Source organism: Ferdinandcohnia sp. QZ13 (assembly GCF_031324165.1).
Taxonomy (GTDB): Bacteria; Bacillota; Bacilli; order Bacillales; family Bacillaceae_L; genus Ferdinandcohnia.
Genome location: NZ_JAVIVW010000015.1, coordinates 1,123,491 through 1,146,184 on the forward strand (window position 1 = coordinate 1,123,491; position 22,694 = coordinate 1,146,184).

Annotated in this window: 25 protein-coding genes and 1 pseudogene; 3 read left to right on the forward strand and 23 right to left on the reverse strand. The window is 37.6% G+C overall.

Annotation, left to right across the window (positions count from 1 at the left end):
• Positions 1–127: 127 nt before the first annotated feature.
• The 10 genes from RGU12_RS19320 to RGU12_RS19365 all read right to left on the reverse strand — a co-directional run bounded on the left by RGU12_RS19320 (position 128) and on the right by RGU12_RS19365 (position 9,369).
• On the reverse strand, positions 128–583 hold the full coding sequence (locus RGU12_RS19320) for an NUDIX hydrolase (protein WP_309537479.1): 456 nt from the start codon (positions 581–583) through the stop codon (positions 128–130).
• 11 nt (positions 584–594) lie between these two features.
• A complete protein-coding gene (locus tag RGU12_RS19325) occupies positions 595–780 on the reverse strand; it encodes a hypothetical protein (RefSeq protein WP_309537480.1) in 186 nt (61 codons plus the stop codon).
• A 330-nt stretch (positions 781–1,110) separates the two neighbouring features.
• Positions 1,111–1,980, reverse strand: a complete 870-nt coding sequence (locus tag RGU12_RS19330) for a foldase protein PrsA (protein WP_309537481.1) — start codon at positions 1,978–1,980, stop codon at positions 1,111–1,113.
• Positions 1,981–2,005: 25 nt separating this feature from the next.
• Positions 2,006–3,412: a S1C family serine protease gene (locus RGU12_RS19335; RefSeq protein WP_309537482.1), complete on the reverse strand. Its 1,407-nt coding sequence runs from the start codon at positions 3,410–3,412 to the stop codon at positions 2,006–2,008.
• Positions 3,413–3,534: 122 nt separating this feature from the next.
• A complete protein-coding gene (locus RGU12_RS19340) occupies positions 3,535–4,938 on the reverse strand; it encodes an ATP-binding protein (RefSeq protein WP_309537483.1) in 1,404 nt (467 codons plus the stop codon).
• A complete protein-coding gene (locus RGU12_RS19345; RefSeq protein ID WP_309537484.1) occupies positions 4,935–5,636 on the reverse strand; it encodes a winged helix-turn-helix domain-containing protein in 702 nt (233 codons plus the stop codon). The genes RGU12_RS19340 and RGU12_RS19345 overlap by 4 nt, the downstream gene beginning before the upstream one ends.
• A 73-nt stretch (positions 5,637–5,709) precedes the next feature.
• Positions 5,710–6,993 (reverse strand): serine hydrolase domain-containing protein, encoded by a 1,284-nt coding sequence (locus RGU12_RS19350; protein ID WP_309537485.1) that lies wholly within the window; start codon positions 6,991–6,993, stop codon positions 5,710–5,712.
• Between the two features lie 49 nt (positions 6,994–7,042).
• Positions 7,043–7,984, reverse strand: a complete 942-nt coding sequence (locus tag RGU12_RS19355) for a cation diffusion facilitator family transporter (RefSeq protein WP_309538298.1) — start codon at positions 7,982–7,984, stop codon at positions 7,043–7,045.
• Positions 7,985–7,996: 12 nt separating this feature from the next.
• Entirely contained in the window at positions 7,997–8,305 is a 309-nt protein-coding gene (locus RGU12_RS19360) for an ArsR/SmtB family transcription factor (RefSeq protein ID WP_309537486.1), read from the reverse strand.
• A gap of 17 nt (positions 8,306–8,322) precedes the next feature.
• Positions 8,323–9,369 carry a flavin-containing monooxygenase gene (locus RGU12_RS19365; RefSeq protein ID WP_309537487.1) on the reverse strand — a complete coding sequence of 349 codons (1,047 nt, stop codon included), beginning with the start codon at positions 9,367–9,369 and terminating at the stop codon, positions 8,323–8,325.
• Positions 9,370–9,687: 318 nt separating this feature from the next.
• Between RGU12_RS19365 and RGU12_RS19370 the strand changes: the two genes are divergently transcribed.
• Positions 9,688–10,323 (forward strand): molybdopterin dinucleotide binding domain-containing protein, encoded by a 636-nt coding sequence (locus RGU12_RS19370; protein ID WP_309537488.1) that lies wholly within the window; start codon positions 9,688–9,690, stop codon positions 10,321–10,323.
• Between the two features lie 52 nt (positions 10,324–10,375).
• Here the strand turns inward: RGU12_RS19370 and RGU12_RS19375 are convergent, their stop codons facing one another.
• Together RGU12_RS19375 and RGU12_RS19380 are read right to left on the reverse strand one after the other, a co-directional pair.
• Positions 10,376–10,939, reverse strand: a complete 564-nt coding sequence (locus RGU12_RS19375) for a GNAT family N-acetyltransferase (protein ID WP_309537489.1) — start codon at positions 10,937–10,939, stop codon at positions 10,376–10,378.
• A 606-nt stretch (positions 10,940–11,545) separates the two neighbouring features.
• Positions 11,546–12,643, reverse strand: a complete 1,098-nt coding sequence (locus RGU12_RS19380) for an FAD-dependent monooxygenase (RefSeq protein ID WP_309537490.1) — start codon at positions 12,641–12,643, stop codon at positions 11,546–11,548.
• Between the two features lie 180 nt (positions 12,644–12,823).
• Between RGU12_RS19380 and RGU12_RS19385 the strand changes: the two genes are divergently transcribed.
• Positions 12,824–13,576, forward strand: coding sequence for a hypothetical protein (locus RGU12_RS19385; protein ID WP_309537491.1), 753 nt, complete (start codon positions 12,824–12,826; stop codon positions 13,574–13,576).
• Positions 13,577–13,712: 136 nt separating this feature from the next.
• On the opposite strand, the pseudogene RGU12_RS19390 reads toward RGU12_RS19385, so the two are convergent.
• The 8 genes and pseudogenes from RGU12_RS19390 to RGU12_RS19425 all read right to left on the reverse strand — a co-directional run bounded on the left by RGU12_RS19390 (position 13,713) and on the right by RGU12_RS19425 (position 20,771).
• A pseudogene (locus RGU12_RS19390) lies at positions 13,713–15,167 on the reverse strand (DHA2 family efflux MFS transporter permease subunit).
• Between the two features lie 130 nt (positions 15,168–15,297).
• Positions 15,298–15,864, reverse strand: a complete 567-nt coding sequence (locus RGU12_RS19395) for a TetR/AcrR family transcriptional regulator (protein ID WP_309537492.1) — start codon at positions 15,862–15,864, stop codon at positions 15,298–15,300.
• Positions 15,865–16,009: 145 nt separating this feature from the next.
• Entirely contained in the window at positions 16,010–16,564 is a 555-nt protein-coding gene (locus tag RGU12_RS19400) for a DUF421 domain-containing protein (protein ID WP_309537493.1), read from the reverse strand.
• 105 nt (positions 16,565–16,669) lie between these two features.
• Positions 16,670–17,215, reverse strand: coding sequence for a DUF1697 domain-containing protein (locus RGU12_RS19405; protein ID WP_309537494.1), 546 nt, complete (start codon positions 17,213–17,215; stop codon positions 16,670–16,672).
• A 33-nt stretch (positions 17,216–17,248) separates the two neighbouring features.
• Positions 17,249–17,761 (reverse strand): hypothetical protein, encoded by a 513-nt coding sequence (locus tag RGU12_RS19410; RefSeq protein ID WP_309537495.1) that lies wholly within the window; start codon positions 17,759–17,761, stop codon positions 17,249–17,251.
• A 6-nt stretch (positions 17,762–17,767) separates the two neighbouring features.
• Positions 17,768–18,445: a toxoflavin lyase-like VOC family protein gene (locus RGU12_RS19415; protein ID WP_309537496.1), complete on the reverse strand. Its 678-nt coding sequence runs from the start codon at positions 18,443–18,445 to the stop codon at positions 17,768–17,770.
• 570 nt (positions 18,446–19,015) lie between these two features.
• Positions 19,016–19,915 (reverse strand): S16 family serine protease, encoded by a 900-nt coding sequence (locus RGU12_RS19420; RefSeq protein ID WP_309537497.1) that lies wholly within the window; start codon positions 19,913–19,915, stop codon positions 19,016–19,018.
• Positions 19,916–19,952: 37 nt separating this feature from the next.
• Entirely contained in the window at positions 19,953–20,771 is an 819-nt protein-coding gene (locus RGU12_RS19425; RefSeq protein WP_309537498.1) for an SDR family oxidoreductase, read from the reverse strand.
• Positions 20,772–20,954: 183 nt separating this feature from the next.
• Between RGU12_RS19425 and RGU12_RS19430 the strand changes: the two genes are divergently transcribed.
• Positions 20,955–21,584: a coiled-coil domain-containing protein gene (locus tag RGU12_RS19430; RefSeq protein ID WP_309537499.1), complete on the forward strand. Its 630-nt coding sequence runs from the start codon at positions 20,955–20,957 to the stop codon at positions 21,582–21,584.
• Positions 21,585–21,713: 129 nt separating this feature from the next.
• On the opposite strand, the gene RGU12_RS19435 is transcribed toward RGU12_RS19430, so the two are convergent.
• Genes RGU12_RS19435 through RGU12_RS19445 form a run of 3 tightly spaced genes read right to left on the reverse strand, consistent with a single transcriptional unit; the run spans position 21,714 to position 22,493 of the window.
• Positions 21,714–22,055, reverse strand: a complete 342-nt coding sequence (locus RGU12_RS19435; protein WP_309537500.1) for a hypothetical protein — start codon at positions 22,053–22,055, stop codon at positions 21,714–21,716.
• A gap of 31 nt (positions 22,056–22,086) precedes the next feature.
• Positions 22,087–22,254, reverse strand: a complete 168-nt coding sequence (locus RGU12_RS19440) for a hypothetical protein (RefSeq protein ID WP_309537501.1) — start codon at positions 22,252–22,254, stop codon at positions 22,087–22,089.
• Positions 22,251–22,493, reverse strand: a complete 243-nt coding sequence (locus RGU12_RS19445; RefSeq protein ID WP_309537502.1) for a hypothetical protein — start codon at positions 22,491–22,493, stop codon at positions 22,251–22,253. The genes RGU12_RS19440 and RGU12_RS19445 overlap by 4 nt, the downstream gene beginning before the upstream one ends.
• Between the last annotated feature and the right edge of the window lie 201 nt (positions 22,494–22,694).

Sequence of the window (22,694 nt, forward strand, 5' to 3'; positions counted from 1 at the left end):
ATTCCCCTTTTCATTCTTAATCGCACTAAGAATGAAAGGCCTTTTGATGACATACCACTATCATATCATACTATTGGACTAAAAAAACATTGGTAAATTTATTTTTTTGAAGATTGTCAAGTGCTTTTTATACTTTTCTAGTTTGCCGGTAAGTATGTAGTAAATTGGAAATAAGCGGATTAATGTTTTCTGGAAGTGAATAGAGACTAAAGAACTGTACATCAAGCCCTTCTTCACGATTCACGTCAAGCTGTCCTCCAACAATCTCTCTTGTGATATAAGCGATGGTAATGGGATAAAACTCATCTCCATTTGGTAGTTTGACAAAGTGGCCTTTTCCGGAAAACACGCCTACTAGTTCCATTTTTCCGATTTGCAGCCCTGTTTCTTCTAGTACTTCTCTCCTACCCGCATCTTCTGTGGATTCCCCTAATTCTAAAAATCCTCCAGGAACACCCCAAACACCGTCTTTTCGTTGCTGAAGCAAGATTTCACCTTTTTCATTAATTACTCCAACTGCCGTACCAACTAAATTAAGCGGTCGGTTGCCAACAACTTTTCTTAGCTCTTCGATATAGCCCATGACAAATCCTCCTATCTTTTAATCTCTGAAAACAGATATATGATAAGCCCAAATAGTGCTACTCCAATTGATAGATTCCCATAAAGGTCCATTCGTTCTGGATTAATGAAAAAAATATCTAAGTATGGAACAGGATCGTCACCTAAAAAACTGTCGACGTTGTATAAGGCTAATGCTTTTAAAGTCCCCAGAAGCATCAGTGACACACCTACTTGTTGGCATAATTCTTATCTTTGTTTTTTACGATCCCACTCACAATAAATAGGATAAAAAGACAAACAATGATAAATTTCATATTTCACCCCTATTATCAATATTTGTTATTTGTGGAAATAATACCACAATTAACCATTTAGTGAAATTTGATTAATTTGCTCTTTATTAAAATACTGTCAGTAACAAATGCATGCTGTCGTTTCCCGGGAAATGTTGTCGCCAATAGAAAAATTTGTCGGAAGTATTTCCTTAAAGAACCAATTAAACATTAAAAGACCCAAACCATATTTAGGTTTGGGTCTTAAAACATATTATGATAGATTTCGTTCGATCTTGTATTCCTCTGTTTTTTCAGTCAACCAAGCACTGTATTCTTCTGAGATTTTTTGATCAAACAGGACTTTGTAAATGGAGTCTTTGCTTTCTTCATAGGTAGCTTCTTTCGCTTCTTTTTTATCGGTCACTTTGATGATATGGTATCCGTATTCTGTTTTTACAGGGGCACTAATTTCATCGATTCCCATCGAGAATGCAGCATTTTCAAATTCAGCAACCATTTCACCTTTTCCGAAATAGCCAAGCTCTCCACCAGCCTCTGCATTAGCAGTATCCTTTGAATACTCTTTCGCTAATTCAGCAAAATCTGCACCATCTGCAAGCTTTGTAGCAACTTCACTTGCAGTGGCTTCATCATCAACTAAGATATGACTTGCTTGAACTTGTTCAGGCTGAACAAAGGAATCCTTGTTTTCTTCAAAATACGTTTTTACCTCGTCATCCGTAATCTCAATTCTTGGTTCAAGTAGTTTTTTCGTTTGGATAAACTGTTTGATATCGTCTTCGACTTCTTTACGGGTTACTCCACTCGCTTCAATGGCACTCGTAAAGGTTTCCTCTCCTCCATAGGAGTCAATTAATGCCTGTAACTCCTCATCCAGCTCTTTATCAGAGACCGTTATGTTTTCTTTCTCTGCTTCTAGTTCAATGATTTTATTTGTGATCAATGTTTCTAAAACCTGTGAACCATAAAATTTTTCTAATGATGTGTGCAGTTCATCGCGCTCAATTTCTACGCCATTTACACTTGCAACTACATCCTTCTTTACATATGTGAATCCAATGATCGCTATGACAATACATAAGATTGCCCCAACGACCCAGGCTAGTTTTGTTTTCCCCATTGTTTTTTCCCTTCACCGCTAAGCGTTATTCAATTCCAGTATTATTACTTGTTAAGGTTAGTTTTGCTGTTTCAAGTTTACCGCCGCGGTAAAAGCTTAATTCAATTTCATCACCAATTTTTACTTTTGAATATAAGTATTTTCGAAGATCCATTGAACTCTTAACCTCAGTATCATTGATTTTCACAATCACGTCGGTCATTTTTAAGCCAGCTTTCTCAGCAGCAGAGTTCTGTGCAACACTTGTTACGATAACTCCTTCTTTTATATCTTCAGGAAGGTCGGCATAATACATTCTAGGTATTTCCGCGAGATCCGCCAATCCAATACCGATAAATGGACGCTCAATTTTACCACTTTCAATTAAACTGTTAATAATCGGTACGACATCATTACTAGGGATCGCAAATCCTAATCCTTCTACACCACTATTTGCAATTTTTAAGCTGTTAATTCCAATAACTTGCCCTTGTGTATTTAATAGTGCACCACCACTGTTACCAGGGTTAATTGCAGCATCTGTCTGAATAACGTTTAATTCCCAGCTACCTGCTGAGGTATCAACTGAAATGCTACGATCCTTCGCACTTACAATCCCTGAAGTAACCGTTCTTGACAAATCAAGTCCAAGTGGGTTTCCAATTGCAAATACTTGGTCACCAGGGCGTAGAGATTCAGAATCACCAAATTGTAGAACCGCCTCTACATTCTTAGAATCTATTTCTAAAACCGCTAAATCGGTTAATGGATCTGTTCCAATCAACTTAGCCATTGTTTTTTCACCATTATAAAGGGAGATTTCCACTTCATTTGCATTTTCGATGACGTGGTTATTCGTCACAATATAGGCTTTATCGCCATCCTTTTGAAAAATAACTCCGGAACCTGTTCCACTTGGGACACTTTGTGAGTTATTTCTGCCAAACGGGTTTTGTTGTGCTTGCATACTCGTAATTCCAACGATCCCTTTTGATGCATCTTCAACCATATCTGCAACAGAAGACGTTGAGTCACTGACTGCTGTTTGTTGGATTTTCACAGGACCAGAAGCTTCAATCACTTCTGATTGCTTCTCATTTGAAGGCGTATCTGAATTAAAATATCCCTGTAATCCGTCAATATGTGGTGCGACTCCCAGCGTTAATGCCGAACCAAGGACACCAGCAGATACCATTGATAGAAAGCCTTTCATTTTTCCATTTGACTTTTTTTCTTTTGGCTTTGATGAGCGAAGTGTTGTTTCTTCAGTAACCGCCGATTGTTGAACCGTTTCTGCTTTCACCGGAACAGAAAGCTCTTGCTCTACTTCAGGATCTACTTTCATCTCTGGTTGTTCAGATTGATTTTCTTCAATACGATTTTCACTATTCTCTAAGTTGTTTGGATCCTCTTCTGTATGATTAAATTCATTAAAACGTTTATCGTTTTCCATTATGAATTCCTCCTTAACTAACTCCATGTATTTATCATAGACAAAAATTATGAACAAAATATTAACAAACCTTGAAAAGACATGGAAAAAATTGAAGAAAATCCATCAAAAAAATGATGGATTTACTCTGAAGGTATTCGAATGACAAACTTTGTTCCTTTTCCTTTTTCACTAGACACTTCAATTTTCCCATTGTGAAGTTGGACGAGCTGTTTCACAATCGAAAGTCCTAGACCGAATTGACCGAATGGCGTTCCGGTTCGTGAAACATCAGCTTTATAAAAACGATGCCAGATGTTCTCGATTTCTGACGAATCAATTCCCACTCCAGTATCTTCGATTTCGATGACTGTTTCATGCTCTCCTGCTCTTCCTCGAATCCAAATAGTGCCGTTATCTGTAAATTGGATACTGTTTTTTATAATATTAATTAAAATTTGTATCAAGCGGTCGTAATCGGCTGTAATCATCAAACCTTCAGGGACCTCAACGATTATTTGATCATTTTTTTCATCCGCCTGTGGCTCAAGTGTATCTTTTACAACCTCTAGCACTTCGACTAATTCAATCGTTTCTTTTTGAAGCGTTACTTGATTGGAGCGAATTTTTTCATAGTCCAAGTTTTCATTCACCAGACGGATAAGGCGCTTTGTTTCCTGACTTACTAATTGAACTCCCTTTTCCTTTTCTTCTTCTGGAATCAGATCGTTTTTTAATCCTTCAATCACACCACTAATCGTTGTGAGAGGTGTCCGCATTTCATGAGAAACATCGGCCATGAATTTCCGTCTCCTGCTCTCAAGGCTTTCGATTTCCTCCATTGATTTCTGTAAACGTTGCGCCATTTTGTTAAAATCCTTAGATAGCTCACCTATTTCATCAAAATCAGATGAAGGCAATTCCACTGAATAATCACCATCCGAAATCATCGAGGTTGCTTTTCTTAAGCGTTTGATGCGCTTCACATGAATCGTCGACAAAAGCCAGCTCATTAAAATAGCAACTGCTAGTGCCAAAAACATCGTGTAAAACAAATATTGGTTAATATCATGAATCATTTCTTGTGTTCCACTGATGGGTGACGCTAGAAGGACACCACCGACAAAGGTTTGACCAACCATATATGGCATGACAATAAACGTTACTTCCTGCTCAAAACGCTTATAATCCTGTTTGACGGACACGATATGCCCACTTCGGACCTTGTCCCATTCCTTCTTTTTCAACTCCACTTGTGGTACAAATCCACCTACAGCACTTAGGCTTACACCATTTTCATCAAACACCGTAAATAATATATTTCTCTCAGCTAACATGTTTGAGTATTGACGAATTAATCCATCGACATTCGAAGTACGACTAATATCGGTAATGATATTCTCACCATATGTCGTCAATTCTTGAACTTTTTCTTCAAAGACAAGATTTCCAACGTAATGCGCGAACACAATACTTAAAATAACAAATGCAACCACAATCACGCTTATGTGACTTACAAGCTGCTGAAACATATACCGAAATTTCATTTTTCTCCCTCAATGGACTCATCGAATTTGTAGCCTACACCCCAAACGGTATGGAAAAAGGGTTGGTTGGCGGTACCTAGTTTTTTACGGAGCCGCTTTATATGTACATCAACCGTGCGCTCATCTCCATAAAATTGATAACCCCATACACGATCCAATAACTGTTCCCTTGAAAACACCTGCTTCGGATGCTGTGCAAAATAATATAATAAATCAAATTCCTTAGGGGTTAAATTCGTGATTGGCGTCCCATTAAGAATGACTTCTCTTGTATTCTTGTTGATTTGAAAATGTTCGGTTCGAAGTGTTCCTGTTTCCATTTCTTCTGTTGGCTTACTATTGTAACGTCTTGTGACCGCCTTAATCCGTGCCATCAAGGCAAGTGGGCTAAATGGCTTTGTGACATAATCATCAGCCCCCATTTCTAGTCCCAATACTTGATCAGATTCGCTGTCCTTCGCTGTGAGCATGATAATCGGAATGGAACTTTTCTCCTCACGAATTTTTCGGCAGATGGTTACCCCATCCATGCCTGGCAGCATCCAGTCTACAATGAGTAAATCCCAGTTTTCCTCTTTAAAGCGGTTATAGCCCTTTAGGCCATCATGGACAAACTCTCCTTCAATGCCTTCCTTTGAAAAAAACATTTCAATCATGGAACATACACTTTCATTATCTTCTATAACGAGAACTCTCATGCTTCCAACTCCTAATATAGAACCATTGATACATCCATTTTACTATACAAAATCATATTTAAAAAAGTCATGCTCATTTTTTTACAAACGCTTGTTCACGCCCATAACTGTCTATATAATGCAATCTTATACCGTCATCGCCCAATTCAAATGTTAACGTTTCATATAAATATTCAGCCTGAAAACTAATTCGGTCATGTTCTACTTTTACAAGATTAATAGGATACGTATATGGAACCCCATATTTTTTAGGAACTGTTAAAAGTAATGAGTTTCCATTGTTTTGTTGAATCGTTAGCTTTGTATGTTTATTTTCATACTCGCCTACTAGTGGCTTGTTGTTGATTTTCTGTTTTAGTTTCGGGAGGATTTCGATTGGTTCTACATCCTTGCCATATACTATTTTTGAAAGATCATGACTTATTTTTTCGACTGGTGTAATATTTAGATTTGATAATACGATGATGGTTACATCTTTTTCTACATACAAATAAAAATCACTTACAAAGCCGTTAATATCCCCCGAATGACACGCTGCCTTTTCAGGTTCATCTAGTAAAAACCACCCATAACCGTATCCATCAAGGTTAGGTGTAAACATTTGGTCGACGAGTTCTTTGTTTAAAAAGCTTCCATTCTGCAAGGCCTGTCCCCACTTGAATAAATCCTCTACTGTTGAGTATAGGCCGTATGCTCCAAGTGGAAATGACATGTCTATGTATTCGGTATGATTGATCGTTTGATTAATCGTGTGCCCTGTTGCCAAATGTGGAATAATCGATCTTCCATCATCAACACCTGTATCCATCATACCAAGTGGTTGAAATATGGTTTCAGCTAAAAAATTCGAATAGGATTTTCCCGAAATCTTTTCAATAAGTGCCGTTAGTACTAGATAACCAGTATTACAATATTCCATTCTTTCCCCTGGCTCGAACTCAAGAGGTACAGCTTTGATGGAGTCCAACACCTGTTCAAGAGTTGAAGGAAGTCTCATCGATTTGTTCCAATAGTCTGGTGCTGAAGTAAAATCAGGGATTCCTGAGGTATGGGATAATAAATGGTGAACCGTTATTTGACTACCAAACCTCATGTCCGGTAAAAATTCATCAACTGTATCAGTTAATGCTAGTTTCCCATTTTCAACAAGCTTTAAAATAGCCGCTGCCGTGAATGTCTTCGAAAGCGAACCGATTCTATATTTTGTTTTTGAGGTTGTGGGCACCTCATATTGAAAGCTTGCAAATCCATAGCCCTCTGAAAGCAAGATTTCGCCTCTTTTCGCCACAAGGACAGCCCCATTAAAATAGCAGTAATCTGCCAGAGATTTCATATAGGTATGCGGATTTTGACCCATAAATTCCTCCTATGTATAAAGGGACTAGACAAACTTAGTCCCTTAAGTGTTAAACCTTCATTTCCACATGCTCAATTGCTGACTTTTCAATCTGAATCGTGGTGTGTTCAATTTTAAATTTATCTCGTATTTTATCAATTGCTTGCTGTAAAATGTCCTGACTATCATGGTCATCCTTGATTAAAATATGACAAGTGAGCGAATCCATGCCTGATGTAATCGTCCAAATGTGGAGGTCATGTACATCAATCACTCCGTCAATTTCCTCGAGTGTTGCTTTGACTTCTTTTTGGTCAATCGTAATCGGTGTACCTTCCATAAGGATATGAATGGAAGTGGTCAAAACACCCCAGGCACTTTTTAGTATAAGGAGAGCTACCACAACCGAAATGATGGGGTCCGCAATATACCATTCAAAGAGTAGCATCAGCACGCCGGCGATAATCGCCCCAACCGAGCCTAGAGCATCTCCTAAAACATGAAGGTAAGCACTTCGTAGGTTGACGTTATTTTTCACATCGCCTTTACTTATCAATGACCAAGCACTAAGTAAATTTGCTAATAGCCCAATTCCAGCAATAATCATCATTGTCCCACTTGCAACTGTAGGTGGATCAAAAAAGCGCTGAAATGCTTCATATACGATAAAGCCTGCAATGACAAACAACGTAACTGCATTAAAAAGCGCTGCCAATATTTCAAATCGGTAAAATCCGTAGGTTTTCTTCGGTGAGGCGGGTCTAGTTGCAAACCAAAACGCCACTAAACTTAAAAATAGAGAACTTGCGTCACTTAGCATATGGCCTGAGTCGGATAATAGGGCTAAACTATTTGTAATTAATCCTCCGAAAAATTCCAGCAGCATAATACCCGTAGTAATAATCAACGCAATGAGTAAACCTTTTTTATTTCCTTCTCTCACTTCATCAAAATGATGGTGATGATGGTGACCATGATGGTCGTGTCCGTGATGATGGTGGTGATGTCCCATCATACTCCCCTCCTATTCGTGTTCAATATGATGAATAACCTGGTGTAGCAAGGTAATGACATGTTCATCATCATATGTATAAAGGAATGTGTTACCTTCGCGTCGGTATGTCACCAACCGTAGATTTCGTAGCAGGCTAAGCTGATGGGATACAGCTGATTGTGACATTTCGAGGACCTCTGCGATATGGTTGACTGAGCACTCCTCTTGAGATAATAAGTACAGAATCTTGATTCGTGTGGGATCCGCGAGTGCTTTAAAAATCCGTGATGCTTCATCAATTGTTGTTTGCAATAAAAAGGAATGATCCTTTTGTTCCACTTTTTCAACCTTCTTTCTTAAAAATGATTGGCATCCTGTATATGCTGAACGATGTATTCTGCATCTTCTGCAACTCCTTGCAACAAGGCTGAGCCTCTTCGGGATTGCCAAGGTAGACCTAAAAAATAAAGACCCTCAATATTCGTGATACCCCTTTTATGTTGAGGTTGACCATTTTGTTTGAATGCTTCTGGGATTTGGAGCCATTGATAATTTGCTCTAAATCCTGTTGCCCATACAACATTTGCGACCTTTAAATCGCTGTTATCTTGGAAAAAGAATGTATCTTCTTTTACGTCCATCGTTCTTGGCTTTATGATGATCTTTTGAGATTGTATAGCCTTTCTTAATTCAAATCCAAAGATCGGGTCCGGGCGATTTTTTATTATTTGACCTAATTGCGATGTTACATTTGCTTTGAGTATACCAAATTTATCAAACCACCAAAAAATGCTCCTGCCAGCTAGGTCCTGAGGGATAAAAGTAAGTTTTTGACTTACCGATAGATACACATCCCGCTCCTTTGCTAGCTCAACTGCAATTTGCGCCCCAGAATTCCCTCCACCCACTACTAATAGAGGTCCATTTTGGAGTTGGTCTGGATTTTTATATTGCGAGGAATGAACCTGAAACACTGTGGCCGGTATGGAAGCTGCAAAACTTGGAAGGAGAGGTTCCTGAAACGGACCTGTTGCGATTACCACATTTTTAGTATGAATCACGCTGTTTGTCGTTTCGATTACAAAACCAGTGTCTGCCCTCCTTACTTTAGTAATCGTTGTATCTAGCTGGATGGGTAAAGAATGGTGGGACGCGTATTGTGTTAAATAATCGGCAACCTCGTCCTTTGTTGGATAACCATGTCTTGGGCCTTGCATCTGAAAGTCAGGAAGTTCACTATAAGATCTTGGTGTAAAAAGAGTCAGCGAATCATACCGGTTTCGCCACACTTCACCGATTTCCTTTGCCTTATCTAAAAGTAGAAAAGATTGATTTGTCTTTTTTAAATAAAAGCCCATCGCTAAACCCGCTTGACCAGCCCCGATAATCACAACATCATACATAGTGATCCCCACTTCACAGCAAAGTATATGAGCATATGCTCATATATAATATTACAATTCCATATAAAGGGTGTCAATTAGAATTGGAAATTTTTTGTGGGTAGGATAGTTACATAGTCTCGGGTAGATAAAAGGTATATAACCAGCACATAAATCCAGTCCTTCCTGCATAGATTGACATGAATAGAAAGGAGAGGATGATGTGCATTCAGAGCTTTATAGCCACTTTTATAAGAGCTATCAGCTAATTCAGGAATTGCTTAAGGATTTTCCGGTTAATCAAAACCCTCTCGAAATCCAACTTACTATGTACCACCCGTGGAAGTTCCACGCCCTGAATATCCATTTTGGTTAACGACTGGTAGGCTTGTTTGGCACTGGCATACCCGAACAAAAACAGCCCGTTCCCCCTATCTACAGATGATTGCGCCACAGGGTTATGTAGAAATCAATATGGTGGATGCCAAAAAGCTAGGGCTTCTCCCTGGAGAAATGGTGAAAATTGTCTCACCTCGTGGGTCCATTCAGGTTCCAACCCGAATTGTAGATACAGTCCAGCCAGGCTTAGTATTCGTTCCCTTTCACTATGGAACGTGGGAGAATAACCAAGCTGCTAACGAATTAACCGCTGATTATACCGACCCTTTGTCAAGGCAACCAACATTTAAACAATCCTCCTGTCGGATTGAAAAACTACGAAAAACAGTAACCATAACGGACCAGTTATCTTTACCGGAAATCGCATCTAAAAATGGCTATACCCTTGAACAATTGGCAAGGGCCAATGAAATGATGCCACCCTATCGCGCTGATATTGGGGACCAAATTGAGGTTCCATTATCCATGAATAATGTAGATATTCCTCCCTATATGCCATACCGAAACATCGAGAAGCTTCCACATTTTAAGCAAGCTGACCTAAAAGTAACAAGAATGGATATGGAAAGCGAGTAATCATATAGTCGTAAAAAAACCTGCATTTCTCCTGAAATGCAGGTCTGACATACTATTTCATTTGTTCCCATTCTTCCCGAAGTAAGCCCATTCGAATTGAATCGTAGTAGACGCCATTATAATAGCGGCATTTTCGCATCCGTGCTTCGAGTGTCATTCCTAGCTTTTGACCAACCTTGATCATCCGATGATTTCCAGACCATGTCGTGTATCCAATCCTTTCGATGTACGGGATTGTTTCAAATAAATAATCAATCCATAGCTTCATTGTCTCCGTTCCGTAGCCGTTGCCCCAATATTCAGGAAGATAGATGACAATGCCCATTTCAAGCCATCTGGTTGCCTCACTTTCCCAGTAAAAAATGACCGTCCCAATGATTTGACCATTCGCTTCAATAATCATTTGATCTAGTGGATGGCGTTGCATGGTGAGTTGGTGTTCGACTTTTTTTAAATACGTTTCTTTATCAATGAACTTATGGCTAAAATAGGGCGCATCCCACTTTTTCCATTCCGGATTAAGGTCACCATAGCGCATCTCCCAAAGCATTGGTAAATCTTCTTTTTCTACTTGACGTAAGGTTACTTTTTCTCCCTTTATTTTGACTAGATTCATTGTATTTGTGTTCCCCCTGTTTTAATGATAGCTATAGTTTTAATTCGGTAGAAACAGGAAAATTCCTTTCTTTTCTTTAACCTTCACTGTGAAAACGCACTTTACGGTTTCAATTGGCTCTATTCTAAAAGATTGTTGTTATTAACCTAAAGTTTATTGGTGGAATTAGGGTGAGTTCCGCTTCTGGCACTCGCTTTCCGCGGGCGATCCGCAAGCCTCCTCAGGTCTACACGATGTAGGTCACGAAGCCGTTGCCACAGGACGTGGCGCTCTTAGGCTTCGAACATTAATTACTCCTGCGGGGTCTCGCAGGACGTTGAGTTTGCTTCCTTGAAACTACAGCGCACGAAGAAAATGCGTGCATTTTCAAGGTTCTCGCGCCATACGCTCCAATCACTAGAAGGAGCACCTATGTGTCTAATTTTACTTATATCAAAAACAACAAAATTTGCGAAAACAGTCTTTTAAAATTGGTTTTAATTCTGAATTACTGTTCTTAATCTCAAATTACTGTTTTTAATCTCAAAATACTGCTCTTAATTTCTAAATACTGTTCTTAGCCATTTTGCATCACAAAAAAAGCATGCAGCGCTAATCTGCATACTTTTAATGTCCAACCACTTCTAAAAAATTGGTTTGGAATGACTCTTCTTTTTCGAATTGCATTTCTTGTTGTTGTTCAATTTCATCTCGTCTAGCGATCTCGAATTCTTTTAATCGCGATTCGCTAAAGTCTCCATCAAGTAAGGCTTGCTCGAGGATGGGTGCCAAAACGTGTGCATCTTTAATCGCACAGTTAATTCCGATCGCAGCCGTTGGGGTCATCGTGTGAGCGGCATCTCCTAGGATGACAAGGCCATCTTTCACCCACGTGTCTGCTGTTGAACTGAACACTTTTAAACAAACAAAGTTTTTCCAGGATTGAATGTGCTCACGAACGATTGGCTCTAATTCTGGAAAACTTATTAAGAGTGGTTCCAAAAATGGTTCTAGCGGTTGCTTCCGTAAAGTATTAAAGGTGCCTTCTTCAATGTTCCAGCCGATTTGAATCATTCCACCTGTTTGCGTGAATAATGCAAGTTGATGTCCATTGACAAGAACCATTTTTGTTGAAGGCTCCCAACCAGCAGGTGCAGGGATTTTAGCCCAAAGCACATCATAACCATGTGTTTCCTCCGAAGCGACAATGCCCGCAAGTTTTCGAACAGTTGAATATCGACCATCCGTGCCTACAACGATTGAACTTGAGATATTGATTTCTTGTCCATTCTGCTTTGCTTTTACACCTGTATAGTTTCCTTTTTCGTCCTGAACTAACTCAGTGACACTCGTGTTTAAAAGCAATTGATAATTTGGAAAATGCGCTGCTTCTTTAGAAACTGCAGTTAAAAAATGCGGCTGCGGAATATGGATTCCAACGTGATCCTCTACTGTTGGAGTGATTGATTTTACAATATTTCTTCCATAATAATATTCAACTTTTTTCATTTTTAATAATCCAAGTGCTTCTATTTTATCGAAAAGATGATGTTCTTTTAAAATAGCTTCGGTTTCTGCGTTGATGTGCTCACCTCTAAATTCACGTTCGTTTCCTGAAGTGCGCTCAACAACGATGGTAGATATTCCTTTCTTTGCTAATAAATAGCCAAGCAAAGCACCTGCCGGACCTCCACCCACAATACAAACATCTGTCTGTAGATTCATGTTTTCACCTTCTATAGTAATCGTAAGATGTAAAAAAAGTTTTCTAATAAGAAACAAAGTTTACCTTAACAATAATTAAATGATATCAACCACGTATTAATAGGTCAACTAATTTTCATTTCCATTCTTGGCTGAAATAAAATAGAAGTAATTATGAATTTTTTAAAAGGAGTGAGTTAAATGAAGCAAATTCCCGTTGCTTTGGCTTTAGCCATTATCTTAGCAGGTTGTCAAAGCCAACAAACTCCCCCAGCTCAGCATACAGATGACGTTGACAATAAACCACCACAACAAGCGGTAGATGAAGAAAAGGCAGGGCCTTTTGAATTTGATACAACAACATTTGAGAACGGGAAGTTAACGATTCACTATCCACAGTTTGTAAACATGCTAAATGAAGAATTGGAACAACGCATCAATAACCTTATTAAAGAGGATGCCATTCTTTTTCTGAACCCATATCAGGATGGGGATGCTCCACTCCAAATGGATTACGAGGTCATACTTCCAGAATCGGATACTTTCAGTGTTCAATATACTGGTAATTATAACGGTGGTATGTATCCGACCCATCTTCTTTTCACCACCAATATTGATTTCAAAAAAGGAGAGAAAATTAGATTGCCCGATCTATTTGTAATTGATGAACCGTTTATTGAAACATTAAAAAAGGCAAAATATATCGATTGGGAGAATCCACCTGATCCAAATAAGGAAAAACAAGATGCCATCATTGAATATTTGAACACGTTTAATAATCAAGATTTCATTGAGGCATTTACTAAGGCAGATCACCCAGAGCCAAACGAAAATCCATATGGAATCTATTCTTACTTTCTTAATCATACAGTCGTCATAAGCATTCAACTCCCACATGCGCTTGGAGACCATGCGGAGTTTGAAGTGAACACGAGAGACTTGGTAAGAAAATAGATAAAACCTTTTACAAATTTTCAAATTCCTAAATGACTACTAGAATATTTTTATACTGATTTCCCATTTGCCATTATCTCCTTCTGAACTTAAATGCTTTCCTGTATTCTAAGTGGTAGTTTGAGTGGAAATACAACTAGTTTTGTAAAGGTTCTGTTGCTTTTACAGTTGAAGCTGATTTTTCCTTTACACTGGATCCTTTTTTTACAAATAAAGATAAAATGAATGTCACAACTGAAATTCCAGTAACAAAATAAAATGCATATTTTACACCAGCTGCTAAGGTTTCTGGCTCTGTTGCGCTTGAAAAATCAGCCATATAACTGTTTTGACCAGCTGTAAATAACGTAATGGCAATCGCAGTACCCGCTGCTCCAGCTACTTGATTCAACGTATTCATTGCAGCTGATCCATCAGCATAAAATTCACGTGGCAACTGATTTAGGGCATTTGTTTGTGATGGCATCATGACCATCGTTATTCCAAAGAAGAACAACATAAATGCTACAATGATCTGTCAACCAGGTGTTGTTGCCGTTATGACGGATGCAAACATGAAATTTGCAATCAGAATAACAATAGAACCAATAATGACGAAAATACGTGGCCCGAATTTGTCAAATAAAGTACCAACAATGGGTGACATAACCACATTGACTGCATTACCAGGAAGTAATAATAAACCAGCCACCGCTGCACTATATAATAAAGCATCCTTTAGATACATGGGCAAAAGAATACCAGCTGATAAAATCATGAGAATACCAAGGAACATCGTCGCTGTTCCTAACGTAAACATAGGGTACTTAAATACGCGTAAGTTAACCATCGGCTGAGCCATTTTCATTTGGCGAACCCCAAATACTACAAGTGCGATTATTCCAACTAGTAAAGGTGCCCAAACTTTTGGAGATGAGACAGCAGCTTCAGCCATCGTTGCTAATGCGTATATCAATCCTCCAAAACCGAATGTTGATAAAACAACTGATGAATAATCGATTTTTGGTTTCGTAATTTCTGAAACATTTTCAATTTTAACTACGGCAATCAGCGTTAATAATCCATATAAAATACAGCTAATCCAGAAAATATATGGCCAACCTAACGTACTAATAATGACCCCTGAAAGTGTTGGACCTAAGGCAGGTCCTAATGTAATAACAAGACCCATGATCCCCATTACAACTCCACGTTTATGAACAGGGAAAATAATTAAAAGAACACTCGTCATAACTGGTATTAAAACACCCGTTCCGATTGCCTGCACAATACGACCTGCTAATAGTATTGCAAAATTCGGAGAGAGAGCAGCTAATACTGCGCCTAATAATGAAATTACTAGTCCCCCGATAACGAGTTGTCTTGTAGTGAACCACTTCATCAACAGGGCAGAAATTGGGACTAATATCGCTAATACTAATAAATATCCTGTTGTCAGCCATTGGGCAATAGCAGGTTTAACTGAAAATTCCCCCATAATATTTGTTAATGCCATGTTTAATGCTGTTTCACCAAATAACCCTATAAAGGTACCAAACATTAAAATAAAGGCCATTATTTTTGGACTTTTGACTTGTAATTGTGTGTTCATAAAAATCTCCTTTTTCTACGGTTTGACCGTATGAAGTCTATTTTTTTCCATAATAAAGGCCAATCCCCACTTCTTCTGAGCTTTGCTCATGAAAAATGGGAATTAGCCGTTTTTTCAAAAACCATATTATTCACTTATGAAACGCCTGTAATAAATTTTGTAGTACTTGGGAAATTGTTTTGAGTGGAGAACTTGATTTTTGTGTTAAACAAAGCATCATTCCACCCTCGACAGTGGCTACCATGGTAAGAGCAAGTGATTCAGCTATTTCTGTCGAAAATCCATCCGCTACCAACTTCTTTGTATAGATACTCTGCATTTTTTCATATAAAAGAGAACAAGCATGACGGACTGGTTCGCTGAGTGAAGCCATTTCACTGACGATGCTGCTAAATGTATATCCAGCAATTTCTCCTTCCGTTTCAAAATGAACGATTAATTGATCGATCATAGCTTTTGTGGCTTCGGTTGTGTCCGGGTACTGATTAAAAATGTTTTCAATATCCTTTGTAATCATTTCATTCAAGGACTGCAGACAAGCAATAAGTAATTCTTCTTTTCCATTTGGAAAGTGATGATATAGAGAGCCTTTTGAAATATTGCATGCTTTTAATATTTCACTTAAGCCTACACCTATATATCCTTTTTGTTGGAAAAGCTTTGTCGCTATCTCGATAATTCGCGTTTTTGTATCCATTCCCGTAGCACACCCCCACCATACCAACCGGTCTGTTTGTAACTTTACCAAAAAATTTTTCATATAGTCAACAGTTTTTTTACTACGTTTAAAGTGTTAACTCTATTTCAGTGGATATGATGTCACGAAAATAACAAAAAAAACGCTAATCATTTATTTTTTTGTCATTCTGGCTTGGTTGGTCAGTACCAGTAAGCTGTTGGAGTATATTCGATTGCAGTTGGTTTAACATTTGTTCTAATTCTCCGATTGTTACTGGCTTAGCGCTTTTAATTAACTCATACCCAAGTTGCCCAGTAATCTCAACCGAAGCAGTTTTAATATCGGTGACCGAAGAGATTCCTTTTTGCCGTACCATTGCTTCCAGCTGTTCACTAGTCATGCGTAGCTTTTTAAGATTGTTGGTTATAATGATCCCATCCTGAATAACCGTGGTAGGCTTCCCTATAAATAACTTTTCAATAATATTAAATTTAATGGCTAAAAACTGACTAAACATCAGAAGAGTTACAAGGGCACATAAGGCAAATATTGTTTTTACTAAGTCATTCTCCGAAATAGCGTGACCTATGGTTGAGGCCATTGCCAAAATGGTTATCGTTTCCAATGCTGTCATTTCAGCCACAGTTTTTTTACCTGCAATCCGAAATAAGCAAAAACCAGTAAATAAGATTGCTAAAGCTTCCCAAATATAATTCATTTTATCCCTCAATTTAACTAATAATTAAAGATACTATTAAATTTCCCTTTATTTTCTAAAAAATACGCTTCTTTGTCATTCAATAATCCTATTTCGTATCCATAACTACAAATTATTAGCCTGCATCAACTCATATATCTTACGAGCAGTGTTGACATTTCTTACCGTAATTTGTTTGTATATCTTAGTTCCAATGATCTTTGACATTCCACTTTTGATTACATTTTTCTTATCAACGGACCATAAAATTGCACCTGGGATATATTTCACCGTGTCAATGGTTGGCTTGATGACCAAATTCTCTAGTACAGATTCATCATCAATTTCATCCCATAAAAACATGACATCACTTTTCATATCTTTGTCATTTTTCCACGAGTCAGGTATAGCGTTAATGATTCTTGTGACATCATCCAGACTTCGAACGACTACTTTAATTTGCAATCCAAAATCTTTATGTATCGCTTCCTCTAAAACACGTGAGAGTTCAGTTTTTGTTTTGCCTTTGTGTGAAAAAATGATATTACCTGTATTGATGTATGTCACCACATTATTCATTCCGACTTGTTCAAAAGATTGTGTAAGCAACTTCATGTCTATTTTATTTTTTCCACCAACATTAATCCCTCTTAAAAGAGCTATATAAATCATAACCATCCTCCTCCCTACATAATTACTTAATACCTAGTTATTTATAGGTACTTCAATGTTTTTCTCCAGTTTTTCCGCTTGTTCGATAAAGTATTCGAACTCAGCGCCAACCTGAAGATTTAGCCCAAATCCTGCATCTCGGAGGATTTCACGCAGTTCTTCAAAGTTCTTTTGATCAATCTCGGTAACAGTTGCGAGACGATATAATTCATCTGTAGGGTATTGGTTTAGTCGGTGATATAATTTGGTCAGAATGACCTTATCGCTATCTGAAATGGTTCCCAATTGTTCCCCTGTTGTTATGCCAAGCCAAATTCCATCCAAGATATCCCTTAACTCAGCTGTAACTACATTAGGGTTAGACCAATTGTCTTCCATTTGATATTTGATTAAACCTTCTAATTCTACAAGGTTAATTTGAACCTCTGTCAGAACTACCTGGTCCATTACAAAATTCATTTTCATATAATTCCATGCAACAACAGCAAGTAGGACAAGATTTAAAGCAATAGAAAAGCGAAAAATTAGCTTTCTTTTTTTACTCATCTTTTCTCAACCCTTATATATTTCTACTAAATTATCGGAATTAACCATAATTCTACTATCGTCATTTGTGCGAATTTCAATAGGATAGACAGTTGATTTCTTATCAGAGAAAATCCATCTTCTCCCTGGCTGATTAAGGATAATGAATACTCCCTTAGTTTTCTCCCCCATGAAATTAAGCGATCTTTGACTCAATGATTCGTTGTTTCGCTCATGTATACCGATCTCATTCAACCTATTTCCAACACTTACAGCATCATCTACGGTTAGACCAACTTCACTAATATTTAACACACTTTCTATAGAGAATGGCTTTGTTCTCTCTTCGGAAGTATTTCTTGAAATAAACTCGACAATATTCCCAGCAGGGTCATAGAAATATAAAGCATGTGCGGAAAAGAAGGAAAAATAGGCTTCATCCTCTCCATCCTCGACATTTAATTCGACTCTCTCTTTGACCCATAACTTCGCTTCATGAAATTGGTTCGAAGGAATATTAAATGCAAAGTGGTAATAGGGATTTCCTTTGACGTTATCCGATGTAAATTCTAACTCACTTGAACCGACAGCAATGCGAAAACTTTTTGTATCCTCTTTTAGTAAAGGAAATCCAAAACGGTCCACATAGAACCTCTTCATTTCATTGATTTTATCTGTTTGTAAATAGACTAATTTTATATCCATGAATATGACTCTCCTTACATACTATTGATTCATTACAGAAAAACCGATCCAACCAATTAAGATGAAATTTGGTGCAATCAGCAAGATGGATAACCATTTTATTCTTTTGGCAAGGGATACTGCAGCTCCCACATAAAAAAGGGGAAAAATGATCCCCCAGATTTCAAACCGTGGTGTGGCTGCTAGATATAATGAAAGGGGAACTATAAGTACTGAAGATATTACAAGCAAGATAGGTTTTTTTAACCGCATCGCTAAAATGGAAAAAATAAGGGAACCAATCATACATGGCCAAAACAGGAATTCCATAAATACCTCTATTCCACCCAAAAGGAAATTTGTTTCATATCATTATTTTTCAACAAAAAGAAGTGTTAATCCTGCTTTGATTAACACTTCTTAAACCACTTACGTTTTTAAAATCAGCAAAATTAACAATAAAATGGCTGCATGAATATTCTTATTCCTCTTCAAATGATCAACACCTTGAATTAGATTAAGAAGGTTTGTAATAAACGTTTATTCGCTAGTTAATTACAATATTCCTAAAACACTTTTATCCAAAGTGCTCTAAAGAGAGTTCTCCTGTTTTTCCCTATCCGTATTTAACCTCTTTATGAGTGAGACGGCTTGGTCAATATGGTTAACATCAAATATTTCGATTTTGAGGTTCATTGTTTGTTTAACCTCCCTGGCCTCTTTAGCATTCCCATCAGGAACAATTATATAGGGGTATGACTTTTTCTCAGCAATCCTAATCTTTTCCTCGATCATTCCGATTGGCAATACATTCCCTGATGCGTCTAGTGCGCCTGTAATACCAATTGTTTTATTATTCTTTAACTTTCCATCAGCAATTTTTGCGGATATCGCTAATCCTAATCCGACACTATCACCCGAAATATCATCTCGTTTTAGAAACGCGTCAATACTTGTAGTATCCCCTGAGAGATAACTTTGTACGTTTTCCCTCATGATTGAAAAATCTTCTTCCTTATTGATTATCCAATTCAAAAGCTCGGCATTTTTACTTTTATAGCGATTCTCATTATTAATCTTATATAAATTAAGGACTTCTTGATTGTCATTTTCAAATCCTTTAATGATGTATTCCTCATCTTTTGGGTATTCGAGATCAAAGGTATTAACAACCAATAGGTGAATACCAGAATGTTCAACCGCTTCAATGGGATCAGCCACCAAGCTAACACGATAGGAAAAAGATTCATAATATACTAATTTCAATTCAAAAACAAAAATACCTATTAATAGGACTGCTGTTATTTGGATTATCATTAAGCCGGATTTCTTATTTCGAAAAATGATTAACAAAATTAAAAGTAAAACAAGTTCAACTCCTAAGACTCCAATTAACCAAAAGGCACTTATAAAATCAAAATAATAAAGTACCCACAAGGTTGCATATATGAGCAAGAGAGCGACTCCGGTAAAAATAAAAGGTTTTCTCATTTAAGTTGCCCCCCTCCTTGGTTCCATGACAAATACCCTAAGAATGCGGGCGCCAACGTCCAAATCCACCTTCTGTATTAATGATTTGCCCAGTAATCCACGACGCTTCTTCTGTTAATAACCAGGCAATAAGTCGTGCGGGATCTTCAGGTTGTCCCATTCGTCCAAATGGAAACATTGGTTTCAAACTTTCCCACAGTTCCTTGGTCATATACCCCGTATCTACTGGTCCCGGGTTCACGGTATTGACGGTTATGTTTTGATCAGCCAATTGATCTGATATTGTTAACGTAAGGTCAGCGAGCGCTCCCTTAGATGCAACATAGGCAATTTCACCTTGCATTGGCCCTAATCTTTGACCGGAGCTCATGAAAATGATTTTGCCTCTACCTGATGTAGGATCATGTTGTTTCGCAAAAGATTGTGCCAGTAAAATAGATGATCGTGCATTAACTGCCCAATGTTTATCCAACATTTCAACTGTTAGTTCACCAAGTGCGCCATCACTTCCACTCATTGCATGGTTACAAACAAGTGCATCCAGATGACCACAACCCTTCCTGATTTCATCCATCACTCTTTGTGGTTCTTCAGGGTTTAAAAAGTCCCCGCTTACATCATAAAGAAATGCACCTTCTATTAGTTCAGCTTTAATGCCTTTGATTACTTCAGCTAAATCATCCGCTCCCCAAAATTGTTCTTTATCGTGCGGCTGAAAATGATGAATAATCACAGATGCTCCCCATGCTGCCACTTGACGGGCAATCGCATATCCAATTCCCTGGCGGCGGCTAACTCCAGTAATTAGTACTTTTCTACCTTTTAGAGGGTATTGGTCTCTTTTGTATTGGCTCAAAGTAAGTGACTCTCCTTTTTTTGTTTAAATTAAGATCATCTAGTATCTCTCTCTAAATTAGCATGTTTTTCCATATATTACATCTAGTTTTTTGACACATCGCGCTAACTTAATCTGAAAACCCTTGTCACCTTATCGTTTTCCAATCGTATAAGTAGTATAGATAAGAAATGGGGGGTTCGATTGAAAAATTTTAGAGAAAAAAATGTTGTATTAGCTGGTTTTGTTTTGTTGATAGCTGTTACAATTCTAGCTGTTATGAGAGAACAAGAGATAAAAGATGATTATCATGAACTACAAGATAATAATGAAAAATTAGTAGAACAGATCGTTACCCTAGAAAAGGAAGTGGAGAGTCTTTCTAGGTCATCAAAGGATTTAGAGACAGGGAATAAACAATTAACAGAAGAAATTGTCAAACTAGAAGAGGCAGTTGAAGCATTAAAAACACCTGTTCATTATCAGGATTTTCTTGAAGCGATAAAATTAGTTGAATCTTATAAGGAAGCTAAAACCTTTGAGGAGGCGAGTGAGTTTATTGCTTTTAAAATTGGTGTTGGTTTAATGGCTCAAGACAGTTCTCTCACCTGCCCATGTCATTTCGCATTTAACAGTAAGTCGGTCGAATGGATACCAAATGCGGTACTTGAACTTGTAAAAGTGAGAACAGAAAAGGATAAGATCCTATTAACCTATAACACCGTTAATGATATTGGTGATTACGAGTTCGTATTAATAAAAGCTATGGGCAGAAATGATCCTACTGAAAAGTGGAGAATTGAAGAAATTAAACATGAATCGAATAAGAGTTAACTTATTTATGTGGAGGCTTCAAGGTTAAAGGCATTGCAAATGCAATGCCTTTTTTGTATCGTTGTTCTTAACAATTCCTATGCGTTTTTACCATAATGCTGAACTTTAGGTTTATGTAAACTACATCTTCTATGTAACCTTATTGGCTCTGTTTTTCAGAATCCATTTTGTTATAAAGTGAGTAACAAGCACCATTAAAGTATTGAGACCTATGATGACAATTGAGAACAGAACATAAGCAACTAATAGCCACCCAACCGCTTCAGCTTGCTGACCGCCTTTGTTAGCTACATAATACACATAACTTATAATGACGACAATCTGGACTCCGGATGCCAAAATACAATTGATTGCAAAAAACTTATCTAATCTTTGACTCTTTTTGGTAGCCCTAATTTGTAAAGGTATTCCAACGACCGCTGGACTTAAGACTACCATGTAAAATAAGAACCCTTCTATCAATTCCCCCATGATCTACCTCCAGGTAACTTTTTCTGTATTATTACAATTTCTTTTTCTCTTCTTTTACTGCTAGAATTTGAGTTTCTGTTCCATGTTTTTTCCGGATGTTTTTCCGAGCCTCCGCAGGTGTCCTTGCATTGACTAACACAACTTGTGTTTCCCCGCCTACCTCTATTTTGACAAGGAAGCATTTAGCTCCACATCTCATGAGAACCTCTCCTTCCCTTTCTGTTTAAAAATAGCTGGTATCGTGAGTACAACTAGCAAAACCCCGACAACTAAATATTTTCCTTTTCCCTCATAGGAAATCATTAGTATTAGTTCCCAGTAGTTTCTTGGACCAGAATTAGCATCTTCACTAAACGGATAATCAAAAACAAAAGGTAGAATCCCAAAGAATGATATTAATAATCCGATCACCAAGAATAAGATTAATATTTTCCTCATCACACACCTCGAATTCAAATGGACTCTCTTTTTTTCGTCATTAGTCTATGATTTGCGTTATTCATTCCATTTTGAACCAATTCTAACACAACACTTCCAGTCTCAATGATATCATTTCAATCTGTTGTCAAATCAGATAAAAAGAACTATGACTTTAGACCCTTTTTATTCGGTAAAATAGTTTCATATACTTGTAACAAA

Coding starts and splice junctions, on each gene's coding strand:
- RGU12_RS19320 (WP_309537479.1), bottom strand. CDS start 583: ATGGGCTATATCGAAGAGCTAAGAAAAGTTGTTGGCAACCGACCGCTT.
- RGU12_RS19325 (WP_309537480.1), bottom strand. CDS start 780: ATGCTTCTGGGGACTTTAAAAGCATTAGCCTTATACAACGTCGACAGT.
- RGU12_RS19330 (WP_309537481.1), bottom strand. CDS start 1,980: ATGGGGAAAACAAAACTAGCCTGGGTCGTTGGGGCAATCTTATGTATT.
- RGU12_RS19335 (WP_309537482.1), bottom strand. CDS start 3,412: ATGGAAAACGATAAACGTTTTAATGAATTTAATCATACAGAAGAGGAT.
- RGU12_RS19340 (WP_309537483.1), bottom strand. CDS start 4,938: ATGAAATTTCGGTATATGTTTCAGCAGCTTGTAAGTCACATAAGCGTG.
- RGU12_RS19345 (WP_309537484.1), bottom strand. CDS start 5,636: ATGAGAGTTCTCGTTATAGAAGATAATGAAAGTGTATGTTCCATGATT.
- RGU12_RS19350 (WP_309537485.1), bottom strand. CDS start 6,993: ATGGGTCAAAATCCGCATACCTATATGAAATCTCTGGCAGATTACTGC.
- RGU12_RS19355 (WP_309538298.1), bottom strand. CDS start 7,984: ATGGGACATCACCACCATCATCACGGACACGACCATCATGGTCACCAT.
- RGU12_RS19365 (WP_309537487.1), bottom strand. CDS start 9,369: ATGTATGATGTTGTGATTATCGGGGCTGGTCAAGCGGGTTTAGCGATG.
- RGU12_RS19375 (WP_309537489.1), bottom strand. CDS start 10,939: ATGAATCTAGTCAAAATAAAGGGAGAAAAAGTAACCTTACGTCAAGTA.
- RGU12_RS19380 (WP_309537490.1), bottom strand. CDS start 12,643: ATGAATCTACAGACAGATGTTTGTATTGTGGGTGGAGGTCCGGCAGGT.
- RGU12_RS19385 (WP_309537491.1), top strand. CDS start 12,824: ATGAAGCAAATTCCCGTTGCTTTGGCTTTAGCCATTATCTTAGCAGGT.
- RGU12_RS19395 (WP_309537492.1), bottom strand. CDS start 15,864: ATGGATACAAAAACGCGAATTATCGAGATAGCGACAAAGCTTTTCCAA.
- RGU12_RS19400 (WP_309537493.1), bottom strand. CDS start 16,564: ATGAATTATATTTGGGAAGCTTTAGCAATCTTATTTACTGGTTTTTGC.
- RGU12_RS19405 (WP_309537494.1), bottom strand. CDS start 17,215: ATGATTTATATAGCTCTTTTAAGAGGGATTAATGTTGGTGGAAAAAAT.
- RGU12_RS19410 (WP_309537495.1), bottom strand. CDS start 17,761: ATGAGTAAAAAAAGAAAGCTAATTTTTCGCTTTTCTATTGCTTTAAAT.
- RGU12_RS19415 (WP_309537496.1), bottom strand. CDS start 18,445: ATGGATATAAAATTAGTCTATTTACAAACAGATAAAATCAATGAAATG.
- RGU12_RS19420 (WP_309537497.1), bottom strand. CDS start 19,915: ATGAGAAAACCTTTTATTTTTACCGGAGTCGCTCTCTTGCTCATATAT.
- RGU12_RS19435 (WP_309537500.1), bottom strand. CDS start 22,055: ATGGGGGAATTGATAGAAGGGTTCTTATTTTACATGGTAGTCTTAAGT.
- RGU12_RS19440 (WP_309537501.1), bottom strand. CDS start 22,254: ATGAGATGTGGAGCTAAATGCTTCCTTGTCAAAATAGAGGTAGGCGGG.
- RGU12_RS19445 (WP_309537502.1), bottom strand. CDS start 22,493: ATGAGGAAAATATTAATCTTATTCTTGGTGATCGGATTATTAATATCA.